Genomic DNA, 18,287 nt, shown 5'->3' with positions numbered 1-18,287 from the left:
ACTATAAAAGCGGAGATAAGCATGAGCGACGACCGGACCGTAGAGATCGAGGATTACACGGCACCAGCAGGCGGCTGGGGGTCGATGAAGTCGCTCGTCGAGATTTCCGCGCGCGAGAAGGTCGGGCCTGAGGTGATCCGCGAACTCGCCCGGCAGAACAAGCCGGATGGCTTTGCGTGCGTGAGTTGCGCGTGGGGCAAGCCCGCGCATCCACATGTCGCGGAGTTCTGCGAAAATGGTGCGAAGGCGACGGCTTGGGAGCTGACCTCGTTCCGCGTGACGCCGGCGTTCTTCGAGCAGCACACCGTCAGCGAGCTGATCGGCTGGAAGGATTACGATCTCGAACAGGCGGGGCGGCTGACGCACCCTCTGAAGTATGATGCCGCGACGGACAAGTATGCGGCGTGCAGTTGGGACGAGGCGTTCGCGGGCATTGGCGCCAAGCTGAAGACCTATGATCCGACCAAGGTCATCTTCTACGCGTCGGGCCGCGCCAGCCTCGAGACGTCGTACATGTATAGCCTGCTCGCGCGGATGTACGGCAGTCAGAACCTGCCCGACAGTTCGAACATGTGCCACGAGACGACCTCGGTCGGTCTGAAGTCGGCGATCGGGTCGGCGGTCGGCACGATCCACCTGTCGGACTATGAGAAGTGCGACGCGATTTTCTATTTCGGGCAGAACCCCGGGGTTAACAGCCCCCGGTTCCTGCATCCGCTGCGCGATTGTGCGAAGCGTGGCGTCGAGATCGTCGTGTTCAATCCGCTAAAGGAGCGCGGGCTGGAGAAATTCCAGGATCCGCAGAACCCGATCGAGATGGTGACGGGCAAGTCGACGCCGATCGCCTCGCAATATCACCAGCTGAAGACCGGCGGCGACGTCGGCGCGATCATGGGGATGTGCAAATACCTGATCGAAGCCGACGACAACGCCAAGCGGATCAACGGCTTGCCGGTGCTCGATCATGCGTTTCTTGCCGAGCACACCACCGGGTTCGAGGCGTTCGCCGATGTCGCGCGCGCAACCGAGTGGGCGACGATCGAGCATGAGAGCGGCCTGCCCCGTACCGAGATCGAGGCGGCGGCGAAGGTCTATGCCAAGTCCAAGGCGGTCATCGCGGTGTACGGCATGGGGCTGACGCAGCATGTCGGCGGGATCGACAACGTGCACATGCTCGTCAATCTGATGCTGCTCCGCGGCAATATCGGCAAGCCGGGTGCCGGCATGGGGCCGGTCCGCGGTCACTCGAACGTGCAGGGCCAGCGCACCGTCGGCATCACCGAGAAGCCCGAACTCGCGCCGCTCGACAAGCTTGCCGAGCAATATGGCTTCGAGCCGCCGCGTGAGAAGGGTTGGGATACGGTCGAGGCGTGCGAAGCGGTGCTCGACGGCAGCGCGCAGGCGTTCGTCGGTCTTGGTGGCAATTTCGTGCGCGCGATCCCGGATCATGCGCGGATGGAGCCGAAGTGGCGCGCGCTCGACCTGACGGTGCATATCGCGACCAAGCTCAACCGCTCGCACCTTCTGCCGGGCGAGACATCGTATCTGCTCCCCTGCCTCGGCAGGATCGAGACGGACATGCAGGGCACCGGGCCGCAGAGCGTGTCGATCGAGGATTCGTTCAGCCAGATCTACGGGTCGAAGGGCAAGGCGACGCCGGCTTCCGAGACGCTGCTATCGGAGCCTGCGATCGTCGCGGGGATTGCCAAGGCGACGCTCGCGCCCAATCCCAAGCTCGATTGGGATGCGTGGGTGCGCGATTATGCGCGGGTTCGCGATGCGATCGAGGTGACGTATCCAGGCCTGTTCAAGAACTTCAACGACCAGATGTTCACGCCCGGTGGCTTCTGGAAGGGCGTTCCGGCGGCACATCGCGAGTGGAAGACGAAGAGCGGCAAGGCGGAGATCAACGTCCCGCAGGCGCTGAACGTCACCGGGTTCGAGGAAGCGGAGGGCCGCTTCCGGCTGATGACACTGCGGTCGAACGACCAGTTCAACACGACCGTGTATGGCTATCACGACCGCTTCCGCGGCGTGAAGGGTACGCGCGACATCGTGTTCATGAACCGCAGCGACATGATCCGGATGGGGATCACCGATGGCGACGACGTCGATCTGGTCGGTGACGCCGGCGGCAATTCGGACCGCCGCCTGAACAAGCTCCGCGTGGTCGAATATGCGATCCCCGAGGGCTGCCTCGGTGCGTATTACCCCGAGTGCAATTTGCTCATACCGGTTGCTCACCATGCCCGCGAAAGCCATGTTCCGGCAGCGAAATCCGTGCCGGTGCGGATCGAGAAGACGCGCTGACCGAGCAGCGCATTCTGGGTGTCGTACTGGCTGGCGGGAGGTCGTCGCGCTTCGGGTCCGACAAGGCGATGGCGGTGTTGGACGGACGCGTGCTGGCTGAGCATGCACGGGCGCTGCTGTCGCCTCATGTCGAGACCGCGGTGATCGCGGGACGCGACGGCGCGATACCTGACCTGCCAAGTCCGAATATTGGGCCATTGGGGGGCATCGCTGGCGCGCTCGGTTATGCGGGCTCGCGCGGGTTCACCTCGGTGCTGACGATTGCGTGCGACATGCCGTGGCTGCCGGACGGGTTGCTGACGGTGCTGTCCCGACGTGCCTCTGCCTATTGCCCCGACGCTCCGGTGCTCGGGCATTGGGAGACGGGTTTGCTCGGCAATTTGCTGACCCACATCGAGGCCGTGCCGCGGCGATCGGTGCGCGGATGGGCGGAGGCGATTGGCGCTATCCCGATCCCGGCGGGTGCGCCTATTCCGAACGTCAACACGCCGCAGGACCTCGATATCTTATGAGTACGTCGCGCAACGAAGCGATCAAGATCCTGCGGCCTGATTCGATTACCGCGGGCGAGCGCGCCATTGCCGTCGAAGTTCCGGTCGCGATCGAGATCGACGGGCTCGGCTATGCGGTGATGATGATGACGCCCGCCGACTTGGCCGAATTCACGACCGGCTTTCTGCTGACCGAGCGGCTCGCGGACAGCGCCGACGACGTGCGCGACATCGATGTCTTCGAGGCGGAGGCTGGCTGGATCGTCCGCGTCGGACTGTCCGAGCGATGCAAGGGCCGCATTCACGACCGCGTTCGCCACCGGACCAGCGACACAAGTTGCGGGCTCTGTGGGATCTCCGGGCTCGAACAGATCCGCAAACCGGTCCCACAGACGCCGCCCAAGCCCGGCACGCCTGTGGACGCGCTGTTCGCCGCGCTGGGTGGGTTACGCGCCCACCAGCCTCTGAACGCGGCTACGGGCGCGATCCACGCCGCCGCCGCCTGCGATCGCGAGGGTCGGATCGTTGCAGCGTATGAAGACGTCGGCCGTCACAATGCGCTCGACAAGCTCGTCGGCGGCATCGCGATCACGGGGCAGCCTATCGCCGGCTTCATCCTCGTCACGTCGCGAATCAGTTTCGAGATGGTCGATAAGGCACTGATCGCCGGTGCGCCGATGCTGGTGGGCATCTCCGCACCGACCAGCCTGGCGATCGATCATGCGCGCGAGCACGGCCTGACATTGCTCGCGCTCGCCCGCAGCGACGCGATCCTTGTCGTCAACGATCCGTGGGAGATGTTCGCGTAGCAGCAGGGCCGCCGCTGCTACGCGAAAACGCGGTTACTTAGCGGCCTGCACCGCGTCCGTCTTCGACGCGACCAGATAGCCGCCGACGACGAAGACCAAGGCACCGATCGTGTTGCCGACGGTGACGATGGCAAGATTGCGGACCACGCCGGCGAGGTCGATCGACGAGTTGGGCACCAGCAGGCCGAGCGTCAGCGCGGTCATGTTGGCGACCGAATGCTCGAACCCGGCGGCGACGAACGCGAGCAGAATCCAGGCCATCGCAATGCACTTGGCGGTGTCGCCGGTCATCCGTGCCGCGGTCCAGATCGCGAGGCAGACGAGCCAGTTGCACAGGATCGCACGCGCCATCAGCGCGGTCGCGTCGACCGACACCTTATGCAGGACATAGCCGTGGAACATCGTATCTGCGTTGGCGAAGATGGCACCGCCACCGCCTGCCGCGAACACCACCGACAGCACGACGCCGCCCACAAGGTTGCCGATCCACACGACGGCGGCGAGCTTGAGCGCGTCGCCGATCGTGATCGTCCGGCGTGCGAGGCCGAAGCCGAGATACATCACATAGCCGGTGAACAGTTCAGCCCCGGCGAACACGGTCAGGATGAGCCCGAGCCCGAAGGTCGCGCCCATCACCAACGGTCGCACGCCGGGTTCGAGGCCCGAGCCCGTGCTGAGCGCGAGGATCATCGCAATGCCGATATACGTGCCCGCTAGGATCGCGCCAGCGAAGAACCCCGCGGGAGAGCGCCGCAACGCCTCCGCCTTGGTCGCAGCTAGGGTCGCGTAGGTGTCGATCGTCGACGAATAGCCGGTGCTCATGCGTGTACTTTACTCTCGTGCCCGACGATCCCCGCGCGCACCACGCCGCGATCCGAACCCATGTCGGCGGCGGCGGGACGGACGGTCACCGGGATGGATTTGTAGGAAGGGGTGAAGCTCTGCGGATCGTGATCCTCGAGCGCGATCAACGGCTGCGTCTCGGGGTAGTAGGAAGCGACGCAACCATCGGGCAAAGCGTAGCGGACCAGCATCAGCTTCTGCACGACGCGGTCGGGCCGGGCGAACTGAAGCGCGGTGGCGATGTCGACGACGTCGCCTTCCTTGTGCCCGAGCCGTGCCATGTCGCGCTCGTTCATGAACAGGATGTCGCGGCGCCCGAATACGCCGCGATAGCGGTCGTCGAGGCTGTAGACGGTGGTGTTGTACTGATCGTGCGCGCGCAGCGTCGTCAGACGCAAAACGGTCGGATCGCCCGCGCTTTCGTCCTCCTCGACGCCCTTGGCGACGATGAAGTTCGCCTTGCCGCTATCCGTCTTCCACTCGCGCATCGCCGCCGAGTTCGGCAGGTGGAAGCCGCCCGGCTTGCGGATACGTGCGTTGTAGTCGGCGAACGCGGGGAACACCGCCTCGATCTTGTCGCGGATCAGGCTGTAGTCGCCGACATAGGCATCCCAGTCGATCTCGACCGGCGCGCGGCCCTTGGCGGCGAAGGTCGCCTTGGCGATCTCGCCGACGATCCAGATCTCCGACTTCACGTTGTCGCCCGGTGGCATCAGGAAGCCGCGAGAGGCGTGGACCATCGACATCGAATCCTCGACCGTGACCGATTGCTGGCCGGTCGCCTGCATGTCGAGTTCGGTCCGACCGAGGCACGGCAGGACGTAGGTCGCCTTCGCCATCAGCAACTGCGTGCGATTGAGCTTGGTGGTGATGTGGACCGCGAGGTCGAGGTTGCGGAAGCCCTCCGCGCATGCCTGCGGATCGGACGAGGCGATAGCGAGGTTGCCGCCGAGGCAGACGATCGCCTTGGCGTGGCCGTCGCGCATCGCCGCGATGCTCTCGACCACCGAATGGCCATGCTCCCGGGGTGGTTCGAATCCGAACACGTCGCGCATGTTGTTGAGCAGCAGGGGCATCGGCCGCTCGGTGATGCCGACGGTGCGGTCGCCCTGGACGTTGCTGTGGCCCCGCAGCGGACAGATGCCCGCGCCTGGCCGGCCCATATTGCCGCGGAGCAGGAGCAGATTGGCGATCTGCTGGACGTTGGTCGTGCCGGTGCGATGCTGCGTGACGCCCATGCCGTAGCAGCAGATCGTCGACTTCGACTTCGAATAGGCGAGCGCGACTTCTTCGAGGTCCTTCTGCGAGAGCCCGCTGGAGCGCTCGATATCCGCCCATTCGGTGGTGGCGAGATCGGCGATATAGTCGTCGAGCCCCGCGGTATGCTCGGCGATGAACGCGTGATCGAGCGCGCGCTCGCCGCCAGAGGCCTTGGCCGCCTCGTCGAGCGCGACCAGCGCCTTGGCGATACCCTTCAGCGCGGCTGCATCGCCGCCGACCTTCACCTGGTAATAGCTGCTCGCGATCGGGGTTGCCGACATCGTCGCCATCTCGACCACCGACTGCGGCGATTCGAAGCGTTCGAGCGAACGTTCCTTGAGCGGGTTGAAGACGATGATCTTACCGCCGCGCTTCGACACTTCGCGCAGCGTCGCCATCATCCGCGGATGGTTGGTGCCGGGGTTATGGCCGATCGACAGGATCAGGTCGGCGTGGTCGAAATCCTCAAGGCTGACGGTGCCCTTGCCGATGCCGATCGACTTCGGCAGCCCGACCGACGTCGCCTCGTGGCACATGTTCGAGCAGTCGGGGAAGTTGTTGGTGCCGTAGAGCCGCACGAACAGCTGGAACAGGAACGCCGCCTCGTTCGAGCAGCGGCCCGAGGTGTAGAACTCCGCCTGATTGGGATCGGGGACGGCGGCGAGGCCTGCGCCGATCTCGCGCATCGCATCCGCCCAGCTCACGACCTCATAGTGATCGGTGGCGGCGTTGTAGCGGAGCGGCTCGGTGACGCGGCCCTGGTCCTCGATCCAGTGATCGCTCTGCTTCCAGATGTCCGACACGCTGTGCGTGGCGAAGAAGTCCGCGCCGATCGTCTTGGCGGTGGATTCCCATGCGACGGCCTTCGCGCCGTTCTCGCAGAATTCGAAGGAGGAGGTATGTTTCGGGTCGGGCCATGCGCAGCTCGGGCAATCGAAGCCGTCTGGCTGGTTCGACTTCAGGAGCGTCTGGCCGCCGCGGACGACGATCTGCTGCGCCTTGAGCGAGACGGCAACCGCCTTCAGCGCGCCCCAGCCACCAGCCGGACCCGTATAATCGGCGATCCCATCAGGGCGTTTGTCGCGCATACTCGTATCTCCCGAACGGCCGGGCCGACGCGTGCGCCCAAGATGCGGCACACTGGCTGACCATTAACCCAAGGCAATAGAAGCGCATTTTGCGATTGCGAAGACGAGTTTCCCGCAGTTGGTGATCGCTTGCGTCGGTCTGCGGGGATGTGCCGGCGGCGCCATGCGCCAGGTCTGAAATGGTAGCGAAGGAGGGACTTGAACCCCCGACCCCAGGATTATGATTCCCGTGCTCTAACCAACTGAGCTACTTCGCCGTACCGTCCGTCAGGGAAGCGTTCTTCCCTGCGAGGCGCGGCCTATAGGAAGCGGTTTCGAGGCGGTCAAGCGAACATGTGCCGGGAAATCGCTTCCCACGGTCCGCCGCGATACCACCACGCGCCCAGACCGACGATTTCGACGTCCTTCGTCGTGAAATCGCGCTGCAGATTGCCGAGCAGGAGCTTGGCGACTTGCGGGCTGACCTTGTTCTGGATCGTGACGTGCGGACGCCAGCCGCCGGCGTCCTGCGGGGTGAGCATGCCGGTGAACGCGTCCGCGAGGCGCGCGCGGATACCGACGAGATCGGGGGACTCGATCCGGTAGGCGACACCGCGACCCAGCGACATCAGGCCGCCCACGCGCGCCTGTGGAGCACGGATGCCGCGCGTTTCCTGGTTGAGCCGGTGCTTGAGCTCGTCGAGGCCCGAGGGCGGCAGGTGGTGGAACAGCGTCAGGTGCGCGTCGAGCTGGTTGCGCTCGGGCGGGAAATGCTCGCGGCGCATCGAGTCGAAGAACGCGGTGTCCTTGCGGCCGAACAAGGCGGTGACGATGATCGGGGCTACTTCGGTTGGCACAGCCGTCATAGAGGCTCCCCCCCGGCGGAGGCCGGGGCCCAATTGGGGAACGTCAATGACGATCGCTGCGCTTCGTTACTGCAACCTCTCCAATTGGGCCCCGGCCTTCGCCGGGGGGGTATTACTGTTTGCAGATGATACGTGCCTATCAAGCTGAGGCTTACGAGGTGGACCGAAGGAGCCATCAAATCTCGACCTGGCTACCCAGCTCGACGACGCGGTTGGTTGGCAGGCGGAAGAACTCCATCGCGCTTTCCGCGTTGCGCAGCATCCACGCGAACAGCTTTTCGCGCCAGATCATCATGCCGGGCTTGTCCGACGCGAGCAGCGTCTGGCGCGACAGGAAGAAGCTGGTGTCCATCATCTTGAAGTCCGCGCCGCAATTATGGACCTGGCGCAGCGCCGCGGGCACGTCGGCGTCCTCCATGAAGCCGTAGCGCAGCACGAGGCGGTGGAAGCCATCGCCAAGCTCCTCGCGCACCGCACGGTCATGCGCTGGCCAATAGGGCTGGCCGACGATCTTGACGGTGAGCAGGATGACGCGCTCGTGCAGCACCTTGTTGTGCTTGAGATTGTGGAGCAGCGCATGCGGCACGCCGTCGGCGGTTGAGGTCATGAACACTGCGGTCCCCGGCACGCGCGACGCCGAACTCGCTGCCGAGCCGATGAACACCTTAATCGGCATCGCTGCCTCGTGCATCCGGTCGATCATCAGCTGGCGCCCTTTCGACCAGGTCGTCAGGAACGTGAAGATGATGAACCCGACCAGCAGCGGGAACCACCCACCTGCGGGGACCTTGGTGAGGTTCGCCGCGAAATAGGCGCCATCGACGGTGAAGAAGATCGCCAGCAGCGGGATCGCGGCGATCTTCGGCCAGTTCCAGAGGCGGAACAGCACGACGCCGAGCAGGCACGTGTCGATGAACATCGCGCCGGTCACCGCGATGCCATACGCGCTCGTCAGGTTCGACGAGGTGCGGAAGAACAGCACGAGCAGGATCACCATCACCATCAGCGCGCCGTTGACGAGCGGGATGTAGATCTGGCCTGCGGTCGAGGCGCTGGTGTGCTCGATCCGGAGGCGCGGGATGAAGCCGAGCTGGATCGCCTGCTGCGTTACCGAGAACGCGCCCGATATTACCGCCTGCGAGGCGATCACCGCGGCCATCGTCGCGAGGATGACGAGCGGGAGCTGGAGGCTCTCGGGGGCGAGGTTGTAGAACGGGCTGACCAGCGCCTCGCGGCCGTCGCGAAACAGCAGTGCGCCCTGCCCCATGTAGTTGAGGATCAGCGCGGGGAGCACGAAGAACAGCCACGACAGGCCGATCGGCTTGCGACCGAAATGGCCCATGTCCGCGTACAGCGCTTCCGCGCCGGTGACCGCGAGGACGACCGAGCCCAGTGCGAGGAACGCCCGCTCCGGGTCGATGATGAAGAACTCGACCGCGTAGTGCGGCGACAGCGCCCAGAGCACCTCGGGGGTCTGGACGATGCTGAGGATACCGAGCACCGCGATGACGCTGAAATACACCAGCATGATCGGCCCGAACACGAGGCCGATGCGCGCGGTGCCGCTCTTCTGCACCCAGAACAGTCCGATCAGGATGACGATCACGATCGGCAGCACGAGGCCGCCGAAAGCGGGCGCGGCGACGGCGAGGCCTTCGACTGCGGACAGCACCGAGACGGCGGGCGTGATCATGCTGTCGCCGTAGAACAGCGCCGTCGCGAACACGCCGAGCAGGATGATGCCCTTGCTCCAGCGCTTGGTCTTGGTCTTGCCCGAGACGAGTGCGAGCAGCGCGAGGCTGCCGCCCTCGCCCTTGTTGTCGGCGCGCATGATGATGATGACGTACTTGACCGTCACGACAATCATCATCGACCAGAACATCAGGCTGATGACGCCCATGATGTGCGCGGCGTCGAGCGCGAGCTTGTGGTGGCCAGCGAAGGTCTCGCGGAAGGCGTAGAGCGGGCTCGTGCCGATATCGCCGAAGACGATGCCGATCGCACCGAAGGCGAGCTTCAGCATGCCGTCCGAGTTATGATGCCCCGTCTCGAGATCGAGATTGGCGGGTGGCACGGTCGAAGCCGCGGCGGTCTGGTCGACGCTCACTGGACGGTGAATCGACCCGGAAGTGCAGCAATCTTCATCGAATTTCCGATTTCACCCTGTGCCCCAAGCGCGCGCATTTAGCATGAGGGCTGGAAGGCGGCAACGGCGAGGCGGGCAACGTGGATTAACTGGGGCTGATCGGACCGGCGCTTGAGGGCATAACGCACCCCCTTCCGTTCTCCTGCGAACGCAGGAGCCCAGGGTCACGGGCGCCGTCGTTCTTAACCCTGGATTCCTGCGTTCGCAGGAAAACACTAGCGCCTGATCACCTCTCGGATCACGAAATGCGACGCCAGCCGCGTCACCCCCGGCAGTTGCGACAAGGTCTCGCGGTGGATGCGCTCGAACGTCTCGCCGTGGCGGATCTCGACGTGGAGCATGTAATCCGCCTCCCCACTCATCAGGAAGCATTGCACGACCTGCGGACACTCGACGATTACCGCCTCGAACGCCGCCATCGTCTCCTTGCGCTGATCGCGCAGCGTGACGTTGACGAGCACGATGCTCGGATCGCCGCGCGCGGCCTGCGACAATACCGCACGATAGCCGGTAATCGCGCCGCTCTCCCGCAACTGCGCGACCCGGCGATGCGCGGCGCTTGCCGACAGGCCGACCGCGTCGCCAAGCTCCGCGCTGGTCAGGTCGGAATTGGCGGCGAGCAGGTCCAGTATCCTGCGTTCGATCGTGATGCTCAAGATTATCCCGTTTTGGCGACGACGGATGCAATCATCTTGCAGATGCGGTATCGCACCGCGACCAGTTTGCGAACCCTTCCCGTCCAAGGCGCGCTAGTATGGCGCAAACGATAATGGAGTGGAATCAATGCGCGTCGGTGTCCCCAAGGAAATCAAGAACCACGAATATCGCGTCGGCCTTACCCCGCCATCGGTGGCCGAACTGGTCGCCGCCGGTCACGAGGTCGTCGTCGAGACGCTGGCCGGATCCGGCATCGATTTCGAAGACCAGGATTATATCGACGCGGGCGCGACGATCCTGCCGACCGCTGCTGCCGTATTCGCCGGCGCCGACATGATCGTGAAGGTGAAGGAGCCGCAGCCGGGCGAGATCGCGATGCTCGAACCGCGCCACCTGCTGTTCACCTATCTCCATCTCGCCGCCGACAAGCCGCAGGCAGAGGGGCTGATGAAGTCCGGCGCGACCTGCATCGCGTACGAGACCGTCACCGACAATCGTCGCGGCCTGCCGTTGCTGAAGCCGATGTCGGAGGTCGCAGGCCGCATGTCGGTGCAGGTCGGCGCACATTATCTCGAGAAGGAGCAGGGCGGACGTGGCGTGCTGCTCGGCGGCGTTCCCGGTGTTGCGCCGGCCAAGGTCGCGATTCTCGGTGGCGGCGTCTCGGGCGTCAACGCGGCGCAGATGGCGGTCGGCATGCGCGCCGACGTGACGATCTACGACATCTCGAACGATCGCCTCGCCGAACTCGACATGTTCTTCTCCAGCCAGATCAAGACGGCGTATGCGTCGAAGGCCGCGATCGCGGCGGCTGTGAAGAACGCGCATCTGGTGATCGGCGCGGTGCTGGTGCCGGGAGCGGCTGCGCCGAAGCTCGTCACGCGCGAGATGCTGAAGACGATGAAGCGCGGCTCGGTGCTGGTCGACATCGCGATCGACCAGGGTGGGTGCTTCGAGACGTCGCACGCGACGACGCACGAGGATCCGGTGTTCGAGGTCGACGGCGTGATCCATTACTGCGTCGCCAACATGCCGGGCGCCGTGGCGCGCACGTCGGCATTCGCGCTCAACAATGCGACGCTGCCGTTCGCGCTGAAGCTCGCCAATTTGGGCGCCGAGGCAGCGATGAAGGCCGACCCGCACCTCGCCAACGGGCTGAACGTCTACAAGGGCAAGATCGCGTACAAGGCGGTCGCCGATGATCTAGGTTTACCTTGCGAAGCTTGGGCGGGCTGACTCGGGAACGGATACGGAACACGGGTGTTGGACAGGGGAAAGGAATTTCCAATGTCCGACACCCCGAACCCCAAGTCCGAACCATTCTCGAACGCCGAGAAGGACCCGGACGACTGGACCACCGGCGACGAGAAGATGACCGGTGCGCAGGCGAGCTACCTCAAGACGCTGTCCGAGGAAGCGCATGAGGAATTCGACGAGACGCTCACCAAGGCGGATGCGTCGAAGAAGATCGACGAGTTGCAGTCGAAGACCGGCCGCGGGCAGTAAGCGCTTCATCCCGTCATTCTGGGTTGCGCCAGGATGACGGGATTATTTTTGACCTGCGTTCGGCGTATCCTGAATAGCCAGAAACCGATCCAGCAACGCGAGCCGAGTGGCGATCTCGCCCCGATATGAGATGTTGGCCGGTGTCAACGCCAGCGCCCTCGCCCAATATGGCCGAGCCGTCGCGAACTCACCCGCCCGCACATACGCCAGCCCTAGAAAGAACGGCGGAGCAGGATGCTTCGGCGCCAACCGCATTGCCTGCTGAAAGGCGAACAACGCGGGCGGCGAAACCTGGTTGGCATCGTGCGCCGCCAGCGCGTTGGCGAGGCCCGTCCACATCACCACGCTCTTCGGGGCGATCCTGAGCCCTCCGAGCAACACCTGCACAGCCGCGCGCCGGTCGCCGATCCGCGTCATCGCGTCCGCCGCAACCAGGTACGCTGCCGCGCCCGTATACCGCTCTAGCATTTGGTCGCGCAGTTCGAGCATCGCGCTGTCGTCCGGCGTTGCTGCAAGCCCGGGCGACGCTTCATGGCCGGCAAGTCCTGGCTGCCCCTGCCACGCATACCCCGCCGCACCGAGCATCAGCGCCGCCGCGACCATCGTCCAAAGAACGCGGTTCACCTTCAATGCCGCGAGCAGCGCAAACGCACCGGCGCCGATCGCGGCCAGCCAGACGTAACCCATCAGCGTGTCCTCCGCCGGAAGCTCGACCGTGCGATCCAGCCGCCGATGCCGAGCAGCAGGATCGGCGCTAGCCACAACGGCCATGTGAGCCCCGATAACGGCGGATCGTACGTCACGTAGTCGCCGTAGCGTGCGATCAGCCAGTCGCGGATCGTGGCAGGCTTTTCGCCACGCTCGATTCGCTCGCGGACGAGCGCGCGCATGTCGGCCGCCATATCGGCATCGCTGTCGGCGATCGACTGGCCCTGGCAGACGAGGCAGCGCAGCGTTTCCATGAGCGCTCGGGCGGAGGCTTCCTTGGCCGGGTCGGCGAGTTGCACGTTGGCGTAATGCGCTAGTGGGATGACCGGCTGGGCGAAGGCCGGCGAGATACAGAGCAATAGCGCGGCAAGAACCTCCCCTCCCGCTCGCGGGAGGGGCCGGGGGAGGGCATGACGCGCGCGGGTGCTTGGTGAGATACGAGAAGCCCCTCCCCTAGCCCCTCCCGCAAGCGGGAGGGGAATGAAGTGCGAGCCCCTCACTTCGCGTCCTTCACGGCTTGCACGATCTCCGGCACATTCTCCGGCCGGATATCGCCGATGATCTGCTTCACGACGATCCCGCGGCCGTCGATCACGAACGTCTCCGGCACGCCCGACGAGCCCAGCGCCAGTTGCACCTGGCTGGCCCGATCGCTGCCGATCCGCTCGTACGGATCGCCGTTGCGGCGGAGGAAACCGCTAATCGCCGGGGCGGTGTCGCGGATCGCAATCGCGTCGATCGGCACGCCCATCGCCTTCAGCCGCATCAGCTGCGGCGCCTCGGCGATGCACGGGATGCACCAGCTCGCGAACACGTTGAGCAACCGCGGCTTGCCCTGCCGGAACGACGCGCTGGTCAGGCCGGGCTTGCCGGGGACCATCGCGGGCAGGGCGAAATCGGGAAGCGGTTTGCCGACCATCGCCGATCGCACCACCTTTTCCGCGGGCCTGAACAGCCCGCTCGCGACCACCGCGAACAGCAGCGCGAAGATCGCCAGCGGTGCCCAGAGTGCGAACCGCTTCATGCCCATTCAGCCCGTATCGCGGCACGTCGCTCGCGCCGCACCCGGCCGAGCAGCGACAGCATACCGCCGAGCGCTATCAGCACGCCACCGAACCAGATCAGTGTAACGAACGGCTTCCACCAGAGGCGAAGCTGCCAGCGCCCCTGCCCGTCCGGCTGGCCGAGTACGGTATAGAGCTGTCCGTCGAGCACCGTCAGGATCGCGGACTCGTTCGTGCTCGTCGGCGGGTTGGCGAAGAAGCGGAGTTGCGGGCGCAGGATGCTCTCGCTGCCGCCGCGTGTCGCGGTGAGCCGCGCTTCCAGTGCCGACCAGTTCTCGCCGATCACCGGCGAAATGCCGTCGAGCGTCACGGTGTACGGACCGACCCGCGCTGGTTCGCCCGCGCGCACCGCGACCAGCGTTTCCTTGGTGAAGGCGCTGTCCGACGCCATACCGGCGAGGCTGACTGCAATGCCGAGATGCGCGATGACCATGCCGTAGGTGAAAAGCGGCGTGCGCCTGAGATTGCGCTTCCAAAGAGGCGCAATGCTGGCGACGGCAAGACCGGCGGCCAGCGACAGCCCCGCCCACGGCAGCACGCCGGGCCAAACGAACAGGAGCGCGATTGCCGCAGCCAGCGTTGCGCCGATCGGCAGCATCACGCGGCGCAGCACCGCCTTCGCATCGTCACGCCGCCAGCGCAGCAGCGGACCGACAGCCATCACCGCGACCAGCAGCAGCGCGATCGGCCCCGCCGCCTTGTTGAAGAACGGCGGCCCGACCGACAGCTGCACGCCGAAGCTCGCCGCGACGATCGGGTAGAGCGTGCCGATCAGGACGATCCCGAGGATCACCGACAACAGCAGGTTGTTCGCGACCAGCCCGCCCTCGCGGCTGACCGGATCGAAGGTCGTGCCCGCACGGACCGTGCCGATCCGCGCGGCGAACAACGCGAGCGCCCCGCCGATGTAGATCGCGAGCAACGCCAGGATGAACGCGCCGCGCTCGGGGTCGACCGCGAAGGCGTGCACGCTCGTCAGGATGCCCGAGCGCACCAAAAACGTGCCGATCATCGACATCGAGAATGCCACGACCGCCAGCATGATCGTCCACGCACGCAGACCGTCGCGGGTCGCGAGCACGGTTACCGAATGGAGCAATGCGGTCGCGGCGAGCCACGGCATCAACGACGCGTTCTCGACCGGATCCCAGAACCACCAACCGCCCCAGCCGAGCTCGTAATACGCCCAGTACGATCCGGCGGTGATGCCGAGCGTCAGGAATATCCACGCGACCAGCACCCAGGGGCGCATCGCCTTCGCGAACGCCGGGCCGACGTCGCGCGTGACGAGGGCACCGACCGCGAACGAGAACGCGACGGAGAGACCGACATAGCCGGTGTAAAGCGTCGGCGGATGGAACGCCAAGCCGGGGTCCTGCAACAGCGGGTTGAGCCCGAGGCCGTCGGCGGCCGCCGGGTTTAATCGCGCGAACGGGTTCGAGGAGAACAGCAGGAACGCGTAGAAGCCGAGCGCGATCGTCGCCTGCGCGCCGAGCGTGGCGGTGAGCGTACGTTCGGGCAGCGAGCGTTCGAAGATCGCGACCGCGCCACCGGCCAACCCTAGAATCGTCACCCAGAGCAGCATCGAGCCCTCGTGATTTCCCCATGCCCCGGCGAACTTGTAGAGCCAGGGCTTGGCCGAATGACTGTTCTCGACGACCAGCTTTACCGACATGTCCGAATCCAGGAATAGCTCGATCAGCAGCGCCATTGCGAGCAGTGCGAGCAGGCCCTGGACGATCGCCACCGGCCGGACCGCCGCCGCGACATCGTCACGACCGCGTGCGATGCCGATCGCTGCCATCACGAGCTGCAACGCCGCGAGCGCGCCTGCGAACCAGAGCGCGGCTAGGCCTGCTTCGGCGATCATTGCTTGGCGTCCGGTTCGAGCGTCTTGGTCTCGTGCATCTTGCCGGCCATTTGCGGCGGCATGTATTTTTCGTCGTGCTTGGCGAGCAGGTTCGACGCGACGAAGCTGCCGTTGGGCTGGAACTGGCCTTCGGCGACGACGCCCGATTTTTCGCGGAACAGGTCCGGGACGATGCCGGCGAACACGACCGGTGTGGTCGCCTGACCGTCGGTGACGGTGAAATGCACGGTGATGCCGTCCGCGGCGCGCTTCACCGAACCACCCTCGACCATCCCGCCGAGCCGGACCGCACGCCCGAGCGGGAGGCCGTCGCGGCGAACGTCGGAGGGCGCGTAGAAGAACGCGGCCTGGTCCTTGAGCGCAGACAGCGCGAGCAGTCCCGCGACGACGACCGCGCCGAGCGCCAGCAGCGCCAGCGTCAGGCGTTGATGCTTGGCCTTCATTTCTCGGCCCTACGCATCGCGAGGTAGCTCAACAACGCGATGATCGCGCCGCCTCCCAGAGTCACGACATACGCGGCAGTCACGAATGGCCAAGGGTTCATGCTCGCGCCATCCGACGCATGCGGGCTTCGGACTTCGCCACGGCCAGCATCGTCCGCATCCGCATCAGCACGATGCCGGCGAACACGAAGGTAAAGCCGGCTAGCATGATCGGCAGCGGCCAGAGGATCGAACCGTCGATGGTCGATTGCGTGAGGCCGATGCTCGGCCCCTGGTGCAGCGTGTTCCACCACACCACCGAATAGCGGATGATCGGCAGCAGAACCGACCCGGCGATCCCGTAGAGCGCCGGCACGCGCCCGTCGCCGCCACGATCGGCATCGGCCTTCGCGAGCGCCATGTAGCCGAGATAGACGAAGAACAGCAGCAGCATCGAGGTCAGCCGGCCGTCCCACTGCCACCACGTTCCCCAGGTCGGACGGCCCCAGATCGAGCCGGTCATCAGGCACAGTGCGGCGAACACCGCGCCCGGCAGAGCGATCGCGCGCGCGGCCACATTGGCGAGCGGGTGGCGCCAGACCAGGAACATGATGCTGGAGATCGCGATCCCACTCCACCCGCCCATGCCGAGCCAGGCGGCGGGGACGTGGATGTAGAGGATGCGGACGGTCTCGCCCTGGAGATAGTCGGGCGGGGTTTGCGTCAGGCCTGCCCAGCAGCCCAGCACGATCAGCGCGACGCCAGCCCAGAACAGCGCTGGCGTCAACGGCTTGGCGATCTTCAGGAAGCGCGCCGGGTTTGCGAAGGCGTGTAGGGTGGCCACTGGGGACAGCCATTATGGCAAGTCATCGCGGACTTAAAGCCCCTCTCCCGTCGAGGAGAGGGAGGGGCCCGCCCCACTTGCGGTGGGAGGGTGAGGGGGAGTGAGGCTAGGGTCGTTTACCAAACCGCCCCTCATCCGGCACTGCGTGCCACCTTCTCCCCGGAGGGGAGAAGGACCGTTACCGGCCGATCAGGCGCTTGGCGATCGAGTCCGACACGTCCGACGCCGGCTGGCCGGTGCGGTCGCTCTCGTTCCAGACTTCGATCAAGCGCTCGGGGATGCGCGCGATCCGGGCCTTCACCTCGGCCTCGTCGCCGTGACCCAGATACTCAAGGCCGACGTTGATGATCCCGCCTGCGTTGATCACATAATCCGGCGCATACAGGATGCCGCGAGCATGCAGCCGAGCACCGTCTTCACGAACGCTCAGCTGGTTGTTCGCGCCGCCCGCGACGACCTTTGCCTTCAGCGCCGCGATCGACATCTCGGTCAGGATCGCGCCCAGCGCGTTCGGGCTGAAGATATCCGCTTCGGTCGTCAGGATCGCCTCGGCCGCCACCGCGGTCGCGCCGAGCTCAGCCGCCAGCTTCTGCGCCCGGCCCTCGTCGACGTCGGCCAGCGTCAGCACCGCGCCGTCCTTGGCCAGCAACCGCGCGAGCCCACCGCCGACCGAACCGACGCCCTGGATCGCGACGCGCACGCCCTTCATGTCGGTCGCGCCGAGGCCGCGCTGGGCCGCCGCCTTCACGCCGAGATAGATGCCGAGCGCGGTGTACGGCCCCGGATCACCACCCGCAGCGCCGCTCGCGACCGGCAGGCCCGAAACGTAGCGCGTCTGGCTGGCGATCACCTTCATGCGGTCTTCGGACATGCCGACGTCCTCGGCCGTCACGTAGCGCCCGCCGAGCGAATCGACCGCGCGGCCGAACGCCTCGAGCTGGGCGGTCGTGATGACGTCGCCGGGCTTGGCCGCGAGAACCACGCCCTTGCCGCCGCCGAGCTCCAGGCCCGCCATCGCGTTCTTGAAGCTCATGCCGCGCGACAGGCGCAAGGCGTCGGTCACCGCGCGGCCGTTGTCGGCATAATGCCAGAAGCGTGCGCCGCCGGCTGCCGGCCCAAGCTTGGTCGAGTGCACCGCGATCACCGCGTGCAGGCCCGATTCGGGATCGGTGAAGGCATGAACGCCCTCGTGGTCGTCGAAATCGGGAAGGTCCCAAACCGCTGTCATCGCCGGCTCCTGAGGAGAATAAAATTACCGGGAAGCGAAATATTATTTTCCGGCGGGTTTTACCAGCTCAAAGCGCTCACATTGGGGAGGCTCGGAAAAATAATGGGAAAATGGGGCGACCGACGGGACTTGAACCCGCAACATCCGGCATCACAAGCCGACGCTCTAACCAATTGAACTACGACCGCCGCGTAGGCAT

Annotated in this window: 17 protein-coding genes and 2 tRNA genes; 5 read left to right on the top strand and 14 right to left on the bottom strand. The window is 65.5% G+C overall.

Translation table 11 applies throughout. The annotated features are described in order from the left end of the window. Window positions 1-21 precede the first annotated feature (21 nt). From AC59GX_RS15365 to fdhD, 3 genes are read left to right on the top strand one after another with little or no spacing between them, the layout of a single operon-like run. Window positions 22-2,310 (top strand): FdhF/YdeP family oxidoreductase, encoded by a 2,289-nt coding sequence (locus tag AC59GX_RS15365; RefSeq protein ID WP_426284224.1) that lies wholly within the window; start codon window positions 22-24, stop codon window positions 2,308-2,310. After that, on the top strand, window positions 2,277-2,822 hold the full coding sequence (gene mobA / locus AC59GX_RS15360; RefSeq protein WP_497302055.1) for a molybdenum cofactor guanylyltransferase: 546 nt from the start codon (window positions 2,277-2,279) through the stop codon (window positions 2,820-2,822). Before AC59GX_RS15365 ends, mobA begins: the two co-directional genes overlap by 34 nt. Beyond that, window positions 2,819-3,610 (top strand): formate dehydrogenase accessory sulfurtransferase FdhD, encoded by a 792-nt coding sequence (gene fdhD / locus AC59GX_RS15355; protein WP_426284226.1) that lies wholly within the window; start codon window positions 2,819-2,821, stop codon window positions 3,608-3,610. Before mobA ends, fdhD begins: the two co-directional genes overlap by 4 nt. A 33-nt stretch (window positions 3,611-3,643) precedes the next feature. Here fdhD and AC59GX_RS15350 read toward each other — a convergent pair whose 3' ends face one another. The 6 genes from AC59GX_RS15350 to AC59GX_RS15325 all read right to left on the bottom strand — a co-directional run bounded on the left by AC59GX_RS15350 (window position 3,644) and on the right by AC59GX_RS15325 (window position 10,448). Then, a complete protein-coding gene (locus AC59GX_RS15350; protein ID WP_497302035.1) occupies window positions 3,644-4,432 on the bottom strand; it encodes a formate/nitrite transporter family protein in 789 nt (262 codons plus the stop codon). Beyond that, window positions 4,429-6,801, bottom strand: coding sequence for an FdhF/YdeP family oxidoreductase (locus AC59GX_RS15345; RefSeq protein WP_497302034.1), 2,373 nt, complete (start codon window positions 6,799-6,801; stop codon window positions 4,429-4,431). The genes AC59GX_RS15350 and AC59GX_RS15345 overlap by 4 nt, the downstream gene beginning before the upstream one ends. 180 nt (window positions 6,802-6,981) lie before the next feature. After that, window positions 6,982-7,058, bottom strand: a tRNA-Met gene (locus tag AC59GX_RS15340). A 66-nt stretch (window positions 7,059-7,124) separates the two neighbouring features. Beyond that, window positions 7,125-7,646, bottom strand: coding sequence for a 2'-5' RNA ligase family protein (locus tag AC59GX_RS15335; protein ID WP_426284232.1), 522 nt, complete (start codon window positions 7,644-7,646; stop codon window positions 7,125-7,127). Between the two features lie 175 nt (window positions 7,647-7,821). After that, on the bottom strand, window positions 7,822-9,720 hold the full coding sequence (locus AC59GX_RS15330) for a potassium transporter Kup (RefSeq protein ID WP_426284348.1): 1,899 nt from the start codon (window positions 9,718-9,720) through the stop codon (window positions 7,822-7,824). A 287-nt stretch (window positions 9,721-10,007) separates the two neighbouring features. After that, window positions 10,008-10,448: an Lrp/AsnC family transcriptional regulator gene (locus AC59GX_RS15325; RefSeq protein WP_056482500.1), complete on the bottom strand. Its 441-nt coding sequence runs from the start codon at window positions 10,446-10,448 to the stop codon at window positions 10,008-10,010. A 127-nt stretch (window positions 10,449-10,575) separates the two neighbouring features. On the opposite strand from AC59GX_RS15325, the gene ald reads away from it, so the two are divergent. Beyond that, window positions 10,576-11,682, top strand: coding sequence for an alanine dehydrogenase (gene ald, locus AC59GX_RS15320; RefSeq protein ID WP_426284234.1), 1,107 nt, complete (start codon window positions 10,576-10,578; stop codon window positions 11,680-11,682). 51 nt (window positions 11,683-11,733) lie between these two features. Further along, window positions 11,734-11,952, top strand: coding sequence for a DUF3072 domain-containing protein (locus AC59GX_RS15315; RefSeq protein ID WP_056058060.1), 219 nt, complete (start codon window positions 11,734-11,736; stop codon window positions 11,950-11,952). Window positions 11,953-11,994: 42 nt separating this feature from the next. On the opposite strand, the gene AC59GX_RS15310 is transcribed toward AC59GX_RS15315, so the two are convergent. The 8 genes from AC59GX_RS15310 to AC59GX_RS15275 all read right to left on the bottom strand — a co-directional run bounded on the left by AC59GX_RS15310 (window position 11,995) and on the right by AC59GX_RS15275 (window position 18,276). Beyond that, a complete protein-coding gene (locus tag AC59GX_RS15310) occupies window positions 11,995-12,639 on the bottom strand; it encodes a tetratricopeptide repeat protein (protein ID WP_497302033.1) in 645 nt (214 codons plus the stop codon). After that, window positions 12,639-13,019, bottom strand: a complete 381-nt coding sequence (locus AC59GX_RS15305) for a cytochrome c-type biogenesis protein (RefSeq protein ID WP_426284237.1) — start codon at window positions 13,017-13,019, stop codon at window positions 12,639-12,641. Before AC59GX_RS15305 ends, AC59GX_RS15310 begins: the two co-directional genes overlap by 1 nt. Window positions 13,020-13,156: 137 nt before the next feature. Further along, complete coding sequence (locus tag AC59GX_RS15300) at window positions 13,157-13,684, bottom strand: DsbE family thiol:disulfide interchange protein (RefSeq protein ID WP_426284238.1); 528 nt, start codon at window positions 13,682-13,684, stop codon at window positions 13,157-13,159. Continuing rightward, a complete protein-coding gene (locus AC59GX_RS15295) occupies window positions 13,681-15,594 on the bottom strand; it encodes a heme lyase CcmF/NrfE family subunit (protein WP_426284239.1) in 1,914 nt (637 codons plus the stop codon). Before AC59GX_RS15295 ends, AC59GX_RS15300 begins: the two co-directional genes overlap by 4 nt. Then, window positions 15,591-16,037, bottom strand: a complete 447-nt coding sequence (ccmE, locus tag AC59GX_RS15290) for a cytochrome c maturation protein CcmE (protein ID WP_426284241.1) — start codon at window positions 16,035-16,037, stop codon at window positions 15,591-15,593. Before ccmE ends, AC59GX_RS15295 begins: the two co-directional genes overlap by 4 nt. A 97-nt stretch (window positions 16,038-16,134) precedes the next feature. Next, a complete protein-coding gene (gene ccmC, locus AC59GX_RS15285; RefSeq protein WP_426284243.1) occupies window positions 16,135-16,860 on the bottom strand; it encodes a heme ABC transporter permease CcmC in 726 nt (241 codons plus the stop codon). A gap of 178 nt (window positions 16,861-17,038) precedes the next feature. Further along, window positions 17,039-18,088, bottom strand: a complete 1,050-nt coding sequence (locus AC59GX_RS15280; RefSeq protein WP_121903357.1) for a Leu/Phe/Val dehydrogenase — start codon at window positions 18,086-18,088, stop codon at window positions 17,039-17,041. A 111-nt stretch (window positions 18,089-18,199) separates the two neighbouring features. Next, a tRNA-His gene (locus AC59GX_RS15275) sits at window positions 18,200-18,276 on the bottom strand. Window positions 18,277-18,287 lie beyond the last annotated feature (11 nt).

The sequence above is a fragment of the Sphingomonas sp. 320_CC genome (assembly GCF_059691795.1).
The sequence above is the reverse complement of the archived record's forward strand: the minus strand, read 5'-3'. Positions and strand labels throughout refer to the sequence as shown.

Excerpts from the sequence above, each read along its gene's own strand:
- AC59GX_RS15365 (WP_426284224.1), top strand. The coding sequence starts at position 22 with ATGAGCGACGACCGGACCGTAGAGATCGAGGATTACACGGCACCAGCA.
- fdhD (WP_426284226.1), top strand. The coding sequence starts at position 2,819 with ATGAGTACGTCGCGCAACGAAGCGATCAAGATCCTGCGGCCTGATTCG.
- AC59GX_RS15350 (WP_497302035.1), bottom strand. The coding sequence starts at position 4,432 with ATGAGCACCGGCTATTCGTCGACGATCGACACCTACGCGACCCTAGCT.
- AC59GX_RS15345 (WP_497302034.1), bottom strand. The coding sequence starts at position 6,801 with ATGCGCGACAAACGCCCTGATGGGATCGCCGATTATACGGGTCCGGCT.
- AC59GX_RS15335 (WP_426284232.1), bottom strand. The coding sequence starts at position 7,646 with ATGACGGCTGTGCCAACCGAAGTAGCCCCGATCATCGTCACCGCCTTG.
- ald (WP_426284234.1), top strand. The coding sequence starts at position 10,576 with ATGCGCGTCGGTGTCCCCAAGGAAATCAAGAACCACGAATATCGCGTC.
- AC59GX_RS15315 (WP_056058060.1), top strand. The coding sequence starts at position 11,734 with ATGTCCGACACCCCGAACCCCAAGTCCGAACCATTCTCGAACGCCGAG.
- AC59GX_RS15310 (WP_497302033.1), bottom strand. The coding sequence starts at position 12,639 with ATGGGTTACGTCTGGCTGGCCGCGATCGGCGCCGGTGCGTTTGCGCTG.
- AC59GX_RS15300 (WP_426284238.1), bottom strand. The coding sequence starts at position 13,684 with ATGAAGCGGTTCGCACTCTGGGCACCGCTGGCGATCTTCGCGCTGCTG.
- AC59GX_RS15295 (WP_426284239.1), bottom strand. The coding sequence starts at position 15,594 with ATGATCGCCGAAGCAGGCCTAGCCGCGCTCTGGTTCGCAGGCGCGCTC.
- ccmE (WP_426284241.1), bottom strand. The coding sequence starts at position 16,037 with ATGAAGGCCAAGCATCAACGCCTGACGCTGGCGCTGCTGGCGCTCGGC.
- AC59GX_RS15280 (WP_121903357.1), bottom strand. The coding sequence starts at position 18,088 with ATGACAGCGGTTTGGGACCTTCCCGATTTCGACGACCACGAGGGCGTT.